Here is a 13,313-nt window from a genome sequence, read left to right on the forward strand (position 1 = left end):
CCCTTCCGTTTCCTACCGGGCCTGTTGTCCTGCCGGCTGCCCCGCCTGCGCTTCAGTCCTTTGCCAACCTCCGCCAAGCGCGAGGAAGACCGCGATCTGATCGTCGACAAGCGCGGTTTCCGCCGCGGCATGATTGACCTGGGCCGTCGCCAAGGCACCCTGGGCGCTGAGCAGATTCAGGAAATCGCTGCGCCCGAACCGGAACAGCTTGCCGGCCTGCTGCGCGGAAAGGCCCGCGCTGTCGCTGGCACGGCCGAGGGCCGCGGCACGGTCGGTATCGCGTGCATAGGATTCCAGCGCCGTCTCGGTGCCGCGCAGGGCCTCGAGTACGGTCTGGTCGAACCTGGCGATGTCCGCCTCTACCTGGGCATTCGCCGCTTCGATGCGGGCGCGGATGATCGGGCGATTGGGGAAGGACCAACTGAGCAGCGGCCCCAGGCTGAAGCCGAAGCTATGGGTCTTGCCGAAGTTCTCCAGCTTGCCGTCGTTGATGATGCCCCCGCCGATGCTGACCGTGGGGTAGAGGTCTGCCGTGGCGACGCCGATGCGGGCGGTATCGCCGGCAATGGTGCGCTCGGCCTGGCGAATGTCCGGGCGGCGGCGGATCAGCGCGGCGCCGTCGCCGACTGGCATCGGCTGCGACAGGCGCGGCAGGGTCGCGCAGCTCTCCACTTCCCGGGGATACTCCGCCGGCGCCTTGCCGAGCAGGGTTGCCAGCAGATAGAGCGAGGACTGCCGCTTGGCATAGAACGAAGGCAGGTTGGCCTTGCTGCTTTCCACGGCCGTGCGCGCGCGGCTGACATCGAAAGCCGTTCCGCGCCCACCGCGCTGGAGCCTTCCGGTGGCGTTCAGCGTCTGCTGCTGCAGCGTGATCACTTTCTGGACCGTGGCGATCTGGTAGTTCGCGGCGCAGACGTCGGCATAAGCCTTGGTAGTGGCGGCCGCAACGCTGATCCGCACGGCATCGCGCGCGGCCTCCACCGCCTCGCGGTCGGCCAGGCTGCTCTCGATGGCGCGCTTGATCTTGCCATTGAGGTCTAGCGGGTAGGACAGGGTCAGGCCGAGATCGTACGTCAGCACGCCCGGCAGATTGGTACCGGCCGAAGCGGTCGAGTAGTCACGCTCCAGGTCGGCGTCGGCGCCGATGGTGGTGGCAAGGGTCTTCTGGCCCGCAGTTTCCCGAAGCACGGCATCGGCCTTGCGCAAGTTCGCATCGGCCACGCGAATGTTCGCATTGGCCTCAAGCGCCTGCTCGACGAGGCCGTCCAGCTGCGGATCGTCGTAGAGCTTCCACCAGCGATCAGGCAGTTCGGCCTGCGAGAACTGCGGCCCCTGCCCCGAGACGAAGGGACCGTTCGCGGCCGGCGTCGTCGCCGCGGAATCGGCGGGCGGCGCGTAGTCCGGTCCGGCCGTGGCGCAGCCGGCCAGAAGTGCGAGCGCCAGAAGCGAAACGCCGCTGCGGATCACGTCGTGGGCTCCCCGGAGGGCGCTGGCTGAACCGGCTGTGCCTTCTGGGCGGGCTGGACCGGCCTGGCATTCCTGCGGCCGGCATCGCCCGGTTGCTCGATCGTCACCGTGGCCGTGCGTCCGGCGATCAGGCTCACGTCCCTGGGCACCTCGGTCAGCCGCACGCGCACCGGAATGCGCTGGGCGAGACGGACCCAGGTGAACGTCGGATCGACGCTCGGAAGAAGATTGCGGGAGTCGCTGCGGGTCGTGTCGTTGATGCCCGCGGCGATGCTCTCGACCACGCCCTTCAGCGGACGCGCCTCACCCATGAGCACGACCGTGACCGGCGAACCGACATGGATATTGGCGAGCTTGGTTTCCTCGAAATAACCCTCGATGCGGATGGAATCGCGGTCGATCAGCGCCATCGCCTGGTTGCCCGGCGCCACGTAGTCGCCCGGATGCAGGTCGAGGTTAGTGACGGTGCCATTCACCGAAGCCTTCACATTGGTGCGCGCCAGGTCGAGCTTGGCCTTGTCGAGCGCGCTCAGCGCCTGGTCCAGGGCCGCGCGCGCGGTGGCGACGGCGGCGACGTTCTGTTCGTGAGTCTCGGTGGCCACGAGATCGCCGAGCGCAAGGTCGCGCTTGGCTTCACGCTGGGCCTGGCCCAGCCTGGCCTGCGCGCTCGCCACGGCAGCCTGCGCCTGCTCCACCGCCAGCGAATAGCGCGGTCGGTCGATCACGAAGAGCAGATCGCCGGCCTTGACCTCCTGGTTGTCCCTGACTTCCACCGATGTGACCAGCCCGCCGATATCGGGGGTGACGCGCACGACGTCCGCACGAACGCGGCCGTCGCGTGTCCAGGGGCTGTCCTCGTAATGGCGCCAGAGCCAGACCGCGATCACTGCGGCCAGGATCACGAGGATGGTGGTGGCGAGGCTGGGAGCGAGCCGGGCAAGAAAGCGCTTCATTGGCGGAAACCGATCAAGGGAGAGGCCCAGACGAGAAGCCCGAGCACGAGGATGTAGAGGCACAGGTCCACCGCTGCACGATAAGCGAAGAGGCGGTAGAAACCGATAAGATTGGCAATGCGCATCAGCACCAGGGTGATGATCGAGGCGATGACCGCAAGAACCAGAAGCGTGGGTAGGAACACCCCGTCGATGGAGACTTCGCCCCTCATGCCGGCATCTCCGAGAGCGGCGCCGCCGGCGAAGGACCGGCGGAGGGGAACAGATTGCGGCGCAGGCTGACCAGCCCCAGCGCCCCCGCACGGCTGAGCTGCGGGTCTTCGTCGTTCAGCACGGCGGTCATGGCAATGTCGATATCCTCAAGCAGGATGGGGTCGGCGGGCGCGGGGCGGTCGGGATCGAGACCCCGGTAATATTCGCCCACTTTCCGAAGCACTTCGGTGAGCGGACCACGGCGGGACGTGGGCATGGCCAGGCGCAGTTCGCGCAGTTCGCCGATGGCCACGCCGGTCCGCAGATCGCGCAAGGCGTCGTAGAGCGGCGCGCCGGGCGAGCGGCCGGACATGGCCAGACGCGGCGCCAGAAGGGCGATCCGGTCGAGCATGCGGTTGATCCAGGCGCGCACGTCCGGCGGGCTCATCATGTTGGCGCGCTCGGCGATGTCGGCCCAGCCCGCCCGAACGGTGCGACGGATCGCGGCATGAGTGCCGGTGGAGCTGAGCAGGCGGATGACGATGATGGCGAAGATGATGCCCACCAGCTGCGCGAGCGCTCCGTTCACGAAGCCCGCGAAGCCGCCCACATAGCGGTCGGAAACGAGCACCGGCGACCCCAGGCCCAGCAGCATCGGCAGCGCGATGCCGCTCCAGCGCGGAGACTGCATCAGCGCGCCCAGCATCAGCAGCATCGGCGCCATGGCTGCGGCATATTCCAGGAAACCATCGAGCCGCGGCATGAGGACGAAGCCATAGAGCAGCCCGATCAGCGTCGCGATGAGGGTTCCGGCAAAGAACGTGCGCAAGGGCGCGAGCGGGTCCGGTGCGGCCGCGAACAGCGCGGTGAACACGCCTGCCAGCATGACCGCCGTCGCGCCTTCGTGCCAGCCGCTGCCGATCCACAGCGCACAGCCGATGGCGATCGTCAGGAATGCCCCGATGGCACCGCGCGTGGCGCCGCCGACATCGACATGCAGCTCGCGTCCGCGGCGGCCTTCCACGAGTTCGGCAGCGCGCGGGCTGACCGGCCGGGTGGTGTTGGTGCCAAGCTGCTCGGCCAGGATGCGGCAATCGCGGTGCGCCCCGATCAGCGAGGAAAGGCGCGAGAGCAGGCTGAGCAGGATCAGCGCATTCCACGAGGCATCGGGGCCGATCCGAGGCTCCAGCGCACGGCTCCGCTGCTGCAGCGCTATGGCCGCCTCCTCGCGTTCCGGCAGCGACATGGCGCCAAGGCCGCCGAACCAGTCACGCGCATCCGTCAGCAGGGCCTGAACTGCGGCAGGAACCGCGTCCACCGCGTGAAGCTGCGCGATCCGGTCGGACACGGCGGCGCCCAGCGGCATGATCAGCGAGAGTTGATCCTGAAGCGCACGCACGGTGCGGATGCGCGGCGCGATGCGCGTGCTTTCGTAAGGCAGGTGGATCGAGAGCTGGTGCAACTCGGTGACGTCCAGCGCGAGCCGCTGGCGTTCCTTGTCGATCGCCGGATCGGTTTCAAGCTGGAGCGAATCGCGCGACCAGCGCTCGGCGTCGGCCAGAATGTTGGACACGCGCTGCAGCATGAAGGCCGAAACCGATTGCGGCAGGACCAGCGCATGGACGAAGCTGCCGCAGAGGATACCGATGGTGATCTCCTGCACGCGCAGGGTCGCCACGGTGAAGATCGTGTCCGGCACGTCGACACTGGGCAGCACGATGAGCACGGCGGTATAGCCCGCCAGCACGAAAGCATAGGACCGCGGCGTGCGGTCCAAAAGCGAGACGAAGACGCACAGCGCCAGCCAGCCGCCGATGCCGATGGTCAGCAGTTCGGGGGAGTTGACGAGGTTCGGCACGATGATGACGGCCATTCCCGCGCCGACGAAAGTGCCGATCACGCGGAACATCGCCTTGGACACGACGGCGCCGGCCAGGGGCTGCGCCACGATGTAGGATGTCAGGAACGCCCAGTAGGGTCGCTCCAGCCCGATCGAAAGCGCGACATAGATAGCCAGCATCGAGGCCAGGTAGGCCTTCACGGAGAACAGCGCGGCGTCCAGTCCGAAACGCTTCGTCATTGCCGGGCGGCGCTTTCCGCTATGCGCGCAGCGATGCGGTCAAGCACCCGCACGACAGTCTCGACGTCTTCGCCTGGAATGCCATCCAGAAGCGTCGCGCGCAACTCGATCAATCGCTTGTCGATGCGGCGGGCAGCGGCGGCGCCCTCGTCGGTGAGGCGCAAGTGCTTGGCACGGCGGTCGCTGTCGTCGGCGATGCGCTCGACGAGACCGGCATCTTCCAGCAAGTGCAGGGTTCGCACGAGCGAAGGTTCCGTCACGTTGATGGCGCGCGCAAGGTCGCCCTGCCGCACCTCGTTGCCGAGGCGCAGCAGGTGGACCAGCGCCCACCCCGAGGAGTTGGAAACTCCCAGCGAGGACAGCGCCGAATCGGCCAGTTGCTGCCATGAACGCGAAACCGGCCCCAACCTTGCGGCCAGAGCCTTCTCGCTCGATTGTCGATCCTGCATGGCCTGGGTAATTAGAGTGCTAACTAATCTTCGCAAGATATTTTGGCGTCGATATTGCGGCATCGGAGTTGAGTTTATTGCAAATGAGCCCGTCGGCCTCGGCGGCATGGCCGGGATGCAATTCCATCCGATCCGCAGGCTCAGGTTTCGGGCCGATATGCTGGCGCCGCGCCGAATTTTCCTGCCGCAATCCGGGCGCCCGTCTTGCTATTGCTGACCGGCCAGAGCGACTTTGCAAAAGCTCGCAGGGGTGGCGCCTGTGAAACGAGGGCGCTAAGTCGCTGCAAATGCCCATTACCGCCCGGAGAATAACTTTGCGCCGATCGATCCTCGCCCTCGGCCTGTCTGCCCTTGTGCTGGCTGCCACGCAGCCCGCCCTCGCCCGCCAGACCGAGGCTGCGGAAAAGGTGGCAGAGGCCGCGCCGGTTACTGCTCCGGCCCGGGAGGAGCAGTCCGCCACCGCCCCCCACGCCATGGTCGCCGCTGCCAATCCGCTGGCGGTGAAAGCGGGGGTGGACGTTCTCAAGGCCGGCGGCTCGGCGATCGACGCAGCCGTGGCCATCCAGGCCGTGCTCGGCCTTGTCGAGCCGCAGAGTTCGGGCCTGGGGGGCGGCGCCTTCATGGTCTACTACGATGCGAAGACCCGGCAGGCGACAGCCTATGACGGCCGCGAAGTCGCACCCGCCGGTGCCGGCGATCATCTGTTCTTCGACGAGAACGGCAAGCGGCTGCCTTTCGTCACCGCCGTGCTGGGCGGCATCTCGACCGGCGTGCCCGGCGCCATCGCCATGCTCGACATGGCCCACCGCGATCACGGCAAGCTCGCCTGGGGCAAGCTCTTCGATCAAGCCCATGTCCTCGCGCAGGACGGCTTCGCCGTCAGCCCGCGCCTGGCCCGCATGATCGCAAGCAAGGCACCCCAGGCTTCCGCGCCCGACGCCAGGCGCTACTTCACCAAGGCCGACGGCACGCCCTATCTGGCCGGCGACCGGCTGAAGAATCCCGACTATGCTCGCTCGCTGGAACGCATTGCACGGTACGGTGCTTCCGGCCTGCTGACCGGGCCGATTGCGCAGCAGATCGTCGAGCGCGTGCACCAGGGGCCGTACCCGAGCACGCTCACCCTGTCGGACCTGGCGAGCTATCGCCCGCACTCCGGCCCCGCGCTCTGCAATCCTTACCGCATCTACCTCGTCTGCACGCCCCAGGCGCCCTCGGGCGGCCCCGGATTGCAGATCGCGCTCGGCGTGCTCGAACACACCGACATCGACAAGCGCGGTGCCACTGACGAGAAAGCCTGGTTCGAATTCGCCCAGGCCAGCCGCCTGGCTTACGCCGACCGCGACCGCTACGTCGGCGACCCGGCCTTCGTGCAGGTGCCGCTCGATGGCCTGCTCGATCCGCACTATCTCAAGGGCCGCGCGGCCGAGATCGGCGACCGGGCCGGGCCGGTGACGTTCGGCATGCCCCGGGGCGCCCCCAAAGTCGGGATCGACGCCACCGACGAGCCGGGCGGAACCAGCCACATCGTCGTGATCGACGCACAAGGCAACGTCGTGTCCATGACCACCACGGTCGAGAGCATCTTCGGCTCCGGCCGCATGGTGGGCGGCTTCTTCCTCAACAACCAGCTCACCGACTTCTCGTTCAGCCCCACCGTTGACGACGGCGCGAAAGCGGCCAACGCCCCCGGGCCCGGCAAGCGTCCGCGCTCCAGCATGGCGCCCGCCATCGTGCTGACGCCGCAGAAGAAGTTCGTGGCCGCCGCGGGATCGCCGGGCGGTTCCGCAATCCAGGCCTACAACCTGAAAGTGCTGGTGGCCCTGCTCGACTGGAAGATGACGCCGCAGGACGCCGTCTCGCTGCCCAATCTCGTCGCCAAGGGAGACAGCTACAGCGCCGACATGTTCCCCCAGCCGATCATGCAGGGCCTGGCCGCGCGGGGCATGACCCTGTCCACCTCGCGCGGGGAAGAGTCCGGGCTCCAGGCTATCGTCGCGACGCCGAAGGGCTATGTCGGCGGCGCCGATCCCCGGCGCGAAGGCGTGGCGCGCGGGTTCTGAACGCAGTTCGCCTTCCATCGCGTTGAAAATAGCATAATGTTCGCCTAGGGGCCGCTGCCTTCAATCCCACCGCCCCCAAGGGAGACGACATGGCAGGCGATCAGGACGGACAGAGCGAAGGTCCCGGCATCAGGTCCTCCGCAGGAAGCCTCGGGCTGACCGCCGCCATCGCGCTGGTCATGGGCAACATGATCGGCTCGGGCGTATTCCTGCTGCCGGCCAGCCTGGCGCCTTTCGGATGGAACGGCGTGATCGGCTGGGCGACCACCATCAGCGGCGCGCTGATCCTGGCCTATGTGCTCAGCCGGCTCACCCGCGCGCGTCCGGCTGCGGGCGGCCCGGCCGGCTTCGTCACTGACGCTTTCGGGCGTCCGGCGGGGTTCTTCATCAGCTGGATCTATCTCGTCTCGCTCTGGACCTCGGTCGTGACTATTGCCGTGGCCGCCGTCAGCTACCTGTCGAGCATGGTGCCCTTCCTGGGCTATGGAGAGCACGTCCCTGCCCTGGCCGCTATCGCCCTGCTCTGGCTGATGACGCTGGTGAACCTGCGCGGAACACGGGCCGCCGGGAATTTCCAGATCGTCACGCTCGCGCTCAAGGTCATTCCGCTGCTGGTCGTGATCCTGCTGGCGATCTACATCCTGTCGAGCGGCAAGGCGCAGCTTCCGGCCTTCGATGCCGGGCAGGTCCATCTCGGCGCCATCAACGGCGCCGCCACCCTGACGCTCTGGGCGCTGCTCGGCTTCGAATCTGCCAGCGTCGCCGCCGCGCGGGTCCGCAATCCCGAAGTGAACGTCGCGCGCGCGACGCTCTGGGGCACGGCGCTGACGGGGGTGCTCTATCTCATGGTCTGTTCCGCCATCGCCCTTTTGCTGCCGAGCGATGTCGCGGCCCATTCCGCAGCCCCCTTTGCCACTTTCGTCGCCCGCTTCCTCGATGGAGACGTCGCCACGCTGGTTGCCGTATTCGCGGTCATCAGCTGCATCGGCGCGCTTAACGGCTGGACCCTGCTCGAAGCCGAAATGGTGCGCGACATGGCCGCCCGCCGCCTGCTCCCGCGCTGGTTCGCAGAGACCGACGCGCGCGGCACTGCGCGCCGGGCCCTGCTGATCTCGGCCGTGATCGCCAGCTTCTTCGCCGCGATGAACGCCAGCCGGACGATGCAGGCCCTGTTCGAGTATCTGCTGCTGCTCTCCACTTCCGCCACGCTGTGGCTTTACCTCGCTTGCGCGCTTGCTGCGCTCAAGCTGGGCATTGCCCGCATACCGGCGCTGATCGGCGCGCTCTATGCGCTCTGGACGTTATGGGGTGCGGGTATCGGCGCCAGCGGGTTGAGCTTCGTGCTGATGGTCCTGGGCCTGCCGATCTGGCTCTGGTTGAAGCGCAACGAAATCGACTAGGCCAGCAGGCAGTCGAGCCACTTTTCGACGAGCCCTTCGGCCTCGACCGGCGTGAAGGGCGGCTTGCCAAGGCTCAGTTCCAGCCAGAGCCCGTCGATCAGCGCCGTCAGCGCCACCGCGGGCAGGCGCGTATCGGCAAGGTCCGGTCGCAGCGCGCGGATCAGGTCGTCCATCCCGCTGCGAAACTCCCCGTAGATCTCCTCGTGAAGCCGGGCGATCGCAGGGTCGGTCGGCGTCATGCTCCAGAACGCCAGCCATGTCGCGAGCAGTTCGGGGTCGGCGATCGGCGCCCGGAAGCTGGCGGAGAGATAGGCGAGAAGCCGCGCTCTCGGATCGGCGCCTGCTTCCGCCACGGCCTCTTCCAGCGCCAGCGCCACGCGGTTGCCCGTCCAGCGATAGGCTTCGGCAATCGCTTCCCCGACGCCTGAAAAATAGTGGCGGAGCAGCCCCGGCGAAACGCCGGCCGCCGCGCAGATCGATCGCACCGAAGTGCCGCCGGCGCCTTGCGCGGCCAGGCAGCGCGCGGTTGCCTCTACCAGGCTTTGCCGCCGCTCGTCGGGATGTTCCCGCGTGTAGGATTGCTGCTTGCCCATCACCTTGTTATACGATCGTACAATAAGGAGAGACCCATGGCAACGCAGCCCCGCGACATCGCGGAGACCGACCCGCTCGATGGCTGGAGCCTGCCGGCCTGGACGTATTCAGATCCCGAATTCTTCGCCGCCGAAAGAGAACGCGTCTTCGCGCCAAGCTGGCAAGTGGTCTGCCATGAGAGCGACTTGGCCGAAGCGGGCGATTGGCACACGCTGGAATATATCGGCGAAAGCGTGATCGTCGTGCGCGGCCATGACCGGCGACTGCGCGCCTTCACCAATGTCTGCCGTCATCGCGGATCGCGCTTGGTCGATGGACCGAGCGGCTGCGCCAGGAAGCTGGTCTGCCCCTATCACGCCTGGGTCTACGACCTCGACGGCCGCCTGACCGGTGTGCCCGACAGCCAGAGCTATCCCGAGTTCGACAAGGCCCGGCACGGCCTTTCTCCCGTGGGCATCGAAGTCTGGCGCGGGTTCATCTTCGTGCGGCTGGTCGATGACGGCGGCCCCACGGTCGGCCAGATGATGGCTCCTTACGAAGCCATGGTCGCTCCCTACCGTTTCGAGGAACTGAAGACCCTCGGCCGTGTCACCACGCGCCCGCGCGGGGTGAACTGGAAGAACGTGGGCGACAACTATTCGGACGGACTGCATATCCCCGTCGCCCATCCCGGCCTGACGCGCCTGTTCGGCCGCAGCTACGGGGTCGAGGCGGAGCCGCATGTCGATCGCATGTGGGGCGATCTGATGGACCGGCCCTCGGCCAACTGGTCCGAACGCATGTACCAGCGCCTGCTGCCGCCGGTTCCGCACTTGCCGGAGGATCGCCAGCGCCACTGGCTCTATTTCAAGCTCTGGCCGAACGTCGCCTTCGATATCTATCCCGATCAGGTCGATTTCATGCAGTGGCTGCCGACCGGTCCGGAAACCTGCACGATCCGCGAGATCAGCTACGTCCTGGACGATGACCGGCGGGAGATGCGCGCCGCGCGCTATCTCAACTGGCGCATCAACCGGCAGGTCAATGCCGAGGATACCGCCCTCATCACCCGCGTGCAGGCAGGCATGGCCTCGCGCAGCTTTTCGGTCGGGCCGCTTTCCGACAAGGAAGTCTGCCTGCGCCGCTTCTGCAAGCGCATCCGCGAACTGATTCCCGAAGCCCGCCACAACGAGCGGCCTTCATCCGGCTGGAGCCAGGCATGACCCGGAAGTACGATGCCGTCATCATCGGCGGCGGCCACAACGGCCTTGTCTGCGCGTTCTACCTTGCCCGCGCGGGACTGAAGGTTCGCATTCTGGAGCGCCGCGACGTGGTCGGCGGAGCGGCGGTGACGGAGGAATTCCATCCCGGCTTCCGCAATTCCGTCGCCAGCTACACGGTCAGCCTGCTCCAGCCCAAGGTCATCGCCGACATGCGCCTGGCCGAGCACGGCTACCGCGTGATCGAGCGCCCGATCTCGAACCTGTTGCCGCAGGAAGACGGCGGCTACCTGAAGCTCGGCGGCGGGCTGGCGCGCACGCAGGCGGAGTTCCGCCGGTTCTCCGCGCACGATGCCGAAGTGCTGCCGGCCTATTACGATGCGCTGGAAGTCGTGGCCGAAGTGCTGCGCGATCTTGCCCTGAAATCGCCGCCCAATGCTGGCGACGGTTGGCGGGGGCTGATCGATGCGGCCTTGCAGGGTCGCAAGCTGGCGGGCCTCTCCATCGAAGCGCAGCGCGACGTGCTGGACCTGTTCACCAAGTCCGCCCGCTCCCTGCTGGACGGCTGGTTCGAGAGCGAGGCGGTGAAGGCCGCCTTCGGTTTCGACGCGGTGGTCGGCAACTATGCCTCACCCGATACGCCGGGCAGCGCCTATGTCCTGCTGCACCACGTCTTCGGCGAAGTGAACGGCAAGAAGGGCGCCTGGGGCCACTCGGTCGGCGGCATGGGCCAGATCACCCGTATCATGGGCGAAGTCTGCCGCAAGCTGGGCGTGGAGATCAGCCTGGAGAGCCCCGTGGAGCAAGTGCTCATCGACGGCGGCAAGGTCGCCGGCGTGCGGCTGGAAAGCGGCGAGGAGATCGCGGCAACCCGCGTGATCGCCAATGTCGGGCCCAAGCTGCTTTATGGCACGATGATCGCCGGGAGCGACCTCACCCCCGACTTCCAGCGCCGGATGAAGGGCTTCAAGACAGGCAGCGGCACGTTCCGCATGAACGTGGCGCTGTCCGAATTGCCGAGGTTCACCTGCCTGCCCGAACCGGGAGAGCATCATCGGTCGGGCATCATCATCGCGCCGACGCTGGACTACATGGACCGCGCGTTCCTTGACGCCAAGACGCATGGCTGGTCGAAGAAGCCGATCGTGGAGATGCTGATCCCCTCCACCGTGGACGACAGCCTCGCGCCCGAAGGCCGGCATGTCGCCAGCCTGTTCTGCCAGCAGTTCGCACCGGAACTGCCGGCCAGTGACGATGGAACGCCCCGCGACTGGGACGCCGAGGAAGACAAGGCGGCCGACACCATCATCGATACGGTGGAGCAATATGCGCCGGGCTTCCGTGCCTCGATCCTCGGCCGCCAGGTGCTCAGCCCCAAGGGTCTGGAGCGCGAGTTCGGGCTTGTCGGCGGCGACATCATGCACGGCAACCTGACGCTCGACCAGATGTGGTCGGCGCGGCCGGTGCTGGGCCACGGCGCCTATCGAGGGCCGATCAAGGGCCTCTACATGTGCGGATCGGGCAGCCACCCCGGCGGCGGAGTGACGGGTGCGCCCGGCCACAACTGCGCCCATGAGGTGATTGCGGACACCAGACGCTTCGGGAATGGCTTCGCGCGCTTCGTTTCATGACTTATTTGCAAGTCGGCGCCGCTTCATCCCTTCTCTCGGTCATCTGGCCGAATAGAGACAGACCCGAATGGCCGTAATTGGTTTGAGGCAAGTAGACGAACCGTTTTTACTCGCCCGCTTCCTGGCGGGCATGTGAAAGCAGTTCGGCGGGTTGCCAAAAAGCCAGGAAAATCATTTGTCCGGAATACTCAATACCGACGTACGGCGCAGGTCCGATGCAATATCCGTTGCACGCGTGATCTGTATACTCGGGGTCGTCTATGTCCACGCCTGGACCGGGCTGACCGGATATGACCTCCAGCTTGCCCATGGCACGCCGCAGGAAAATCTGCGGTGGGTGCTGATGGACGTGTTCGGACGCAGCGCCGTGCCTCTGCTCGGCCTCATTTCCGGCTGGCTGGTCGCGGGATCGAGCCGGACCTTCGACTGGGCCAGCCATGTCGGCCGCAAGGCCAAGACCATTCTCCTGCCGATGGTGCTCTGGAACGCGCTCGCGATCCTCCTCGTGTCCGGAGCGGCGGTGGCGACCAAGCTGGCGGCGCCTACGCCGCAATCGATGGACTGGATCTTCCAGGAAATCTTCATCGCCAGCCGCAACCCGGACATCAATGTCCAGATGCCGTTCCTGCGCGACCTGTTCCTCTGCATGCTGCTGGCGCCGCTGCTGGTTCGCTGCGGCAAGCGTACGCTCTTCGCCATCGCGCTGGTGGCAGCGCTGTGCCAGATCGGCGGCTACGGTCCGCCGGTGTTCATGCGCGCTTCGATCCCGTTCTTCTTCACCCTGGGCATCATCGCCCGGCGCGAGAACCTGGCCGACCGGATCGCGGCCTGGCCGCTCTCCGCTGCCCTCACGCCTTTCGCCGTGCTGACTGCGGTGCAGCTCTATTTCACGCTCGTCGTAGACTGGTCCCCGATCAGCCTGCCCGCCGCCACGCTGGACCTTGCGGTGCGGATCTCGGCCGCCCTTGCCTACTGGCGCATATCCTGGGGTCTGGCGGGAACCGTGGTGCGAACGCCGCTGCTGAAGATCGAGCCTTTCGCGTTCTTCCTGTTCTGCTCGCACCTCATCCTGATCTGGCTGGGCGGGCCGCTTCTGGGCCGCCTGTTCGGCACGCTCGGCTCGCCGCTATACCCGGTCTACCTGGTGGCCCAGCCGCTGATCGTCCTGCTGGCGGTGGTGCTTCTGGGCACCCTGCTCAGCCGCGCTGCTCCGGGGCCTGCCCGCATCCTCAGCGGCGGCAGGCTGAGCAGGAGGAAGCTGGCGGCCACCTGAGCCGCCAGTCCC

At 66.9% G+C, this 13,313-nt stretch carries 11 protein-coding genes; 5 read left to right on the forward strand and 6 right to left on the reverse strand.

Going from position 1 to position 13,313, the window contains the following annotated elements; all coding sequences use genetic code 11:
• Positions 1-12: 12 nt before the first annotated feature.
• The 5 genes from AC1VV3_RS02695 to AC1VV3_RS02715 are packed head-to-tail and all read right to left on the reverse strand — an operon-like array spanning position 13 to position 5,141.
• Positions 13-1,464, reverse strand: coding sequence for an efflux transporter outer membrane subunit (locus tag AC1VV3_RS02695; RefSeq protein ID WP_431568626.1), 1,452 nt, complete (start codon positions 1,462-1,464; stop codon positions 13-15).
• Positions 1,464-2,420, reverse strand: coding sequence for an efflux RND transporter periplasmic adaptor subunit (locus tag AC1VV3_RS02700; protein ID WP_431568572.1), 957 nt, complete (start codon positions 2,418-2,420; stop codon positions 1,464-1,466). The genes AC1VV3_RS02695 and AC1VV3_RS02700 overlap by 1 nt, the downstream gene beginning before the upstream one ends.
• On the reverse strand, positions 2,417-2,632 hold the full coding sequence (locus AC1VV3_RS02705; RefSeq protein WP_132262848.1) for a DUF1656 domain-containing protein: 216 nt from the start codon (positions 2,630-2,632) through the stop codon (positions 2,417-2,419). The genes AC1VV3_RS02700 and AC1VV3_RS02705 overlap by 4 nt, the downstream gene beginning before the upstream one ends.
• Positions 2,629-4,692: an FUSC family protein gene (locus tag AC1VV3_RS02710; RefSeq protein WP_431568571.1), complete on the reverse strand. Its 2,064-nt coding sequence runs from the start codon at positions 4,690-4,692 to the stop codon at positions 2,629-2,631. Before AC1VV3_RS02710 ends, AC1VV3_RS02705 begins: the two co-directional genes overlap by 4 nt.
• The gene (locus tag AC1VV3_RS02715; RefSeq protein ID WP_132262851.1) at positions 4,689-5,141 is read right to left on the reverse strand and encodes a MarR family winged helix-turn-helix transcriptional regulator; all 453 of its coding nucleotides are present in this window, start codon (positions 5,139-5,141) and stop codon (positions 4,689-4,691) included. The genes AC1VV3_RS02710 and AC1VV3_RS02715 overlap by 4 nt, the downstream gene beginning before the upstream one ends.
• A gap of 314 nt (positions 5,142-5,455) precedes the next feature.
• Between AC1VV3_RS02715 and ggt the strand changes: the two genes are divergently transcribed.
• Complete coding sequence (gene ggt / locus AC1VV3_RS02720; protein WP_431568569.1) at positions 5,456-7,204, forward strand: gamma-glutamyltransferase; 1,749 nt, start codon at positions 5,456-5,458, stop codon at positions 7,202-7,204.
• Positions 7,205-7,293: 89 nt separating this feature from the next.
• A complete protein-coding gene (locus AC1VV3_RS02725; protein WP_431568568.1) occupies positions 7,294-8,604 on the forward strand; it encodes an amino acid permease in 1,311 nt (436 codons plus the stop codon).
• On the opposite strand, the gene AC1VV3_RS02730 is transcribed toward AC1VV3_RS02725, so the two are convergent.
• Entirely contained in the window at positions 8,601-9,197 is a 597-nt protein-coding gene (locus AC1VV3_RS02730) for a TetR family transcriptional regulator C-terminal domain-containing protein (protein WP_314465349.1), read from the reverse strand. The two genes, AC1VV3_RS02725 and AC1VV3_RS02730, sit on opposite strands and share 4 nt — an antisense overlap.
• Before the next feature lie 36 nt (positions 9,198-9,233).
• Between AC1VV3_RS02730 and AC1VV3_RS02735 the strand changes: the two genes are divergently transcribed.
• From AC1VV3_RS02735 to AC1VV3_RS02745, 3 genes are all read left to right on the forward strand, one after another.
• Positions 9,234-10,400 (forward strand): aromatic ring-hydroxylating oxygenase subunit alpha, encoded by a 1,167-nt coding sequence (locus AC1VV3_RS02735; protein WP_482961948.1) that lies wholly within the window; start codon positions 9,234-9,236, stop codon positions 10,398-10,400.
• Positions 10,397-12,028: a phytoene desaturase family protein gene (locus tag AC1VV3_RS02740; protein ID WP_431568566.1), complete on the forward strand. Its 1,632-nt coding sequence runs from the start codon at positions 10,397-10,399 to the stop codon at positions 12,026-12,028. Before AC1VV3_RS02735 ends, AC1VV3_RS02740 begins: the two co-directional genes overlap by 4 nt.
• Positions 12,029-12,203: 175 nt before the next feature.
• Entirely contained in the window at positions 12,204-13,301 is a 1,098-nt protein-coding gene (locus tag AC1VV3_RS02745) for an acyltransferase family protein (RefSeq protein WP_132262861.1), read from the forward strand.
• Positions 13,302-13,313: the final 12 nt, after the last annotated feature.

The organism is Novosphingobium sp. BL-S-34 (assembly GCF_056857015.1).

Excerpts from the sequence above, each read along its gene's own strand:
- AC1VV3_RS02700 (WP_431568572.1), bottom strand. The coding sequence starts at position 2,420 with ATGAAGCGCTTTCTTGCCCGGCTCGCTCCCAGCCTCGCCACCACCATC.
- AC1VV3_RS02705 (WP_132262848.1), bottom strand. The coding sequence starts at position 2,632 with ATGAGGGGCGAAGTCTCCATCGACGGGGTGTTCCTACCCACGCTTCTG.
- AC1VV3_RS02710 (WP_431568571.1), bottom strand. The coding sequence starts at position 4,692 with ATGACGAAGCGTTTCGGACTGGACGCCGCGCTGTTCTCCGTGAAGGCC.
- AC1VV3_RS02715 (WP_132262851.1), bottom strand. The coding sequence starts at position 5,141 with ATGCAGGATCGACAATCGAGCGAGAAGGCTCTGGCCGCAAGGTTGGGG.
- AC1VV3_RS02725 (WP_431568568.1), top strand. The coding sequence starts at position 7,294 with ATGGCAGGCGATCAGGACGGACAGAGCGAAGGTCCCGGCATCAGGTCC.
- AC1VV3_RS02730 (WP_314465349.1), bottom strand. The coding sequence starts at position 9,197 with ATGGGCAAGCAGCAATCCTACACGCGGGAACATCCCGACGAGCGGCGG.
- AC1VV3_RS02735 (WP_482961948.1), top strand. The coding sequence starts at position 9,234 with ATGGCAACGCAGCCCCGCGACATCGCGGAGACCGACCCGCTCGATGGC.
- AC1VV3_RS02740 (WP_431568566.1), top strand. The coding sequence starts at position 10,397 with ATGACCCGGAAGTACGATGCCGTCATCATCGGCGGCGGCCACAACGGC.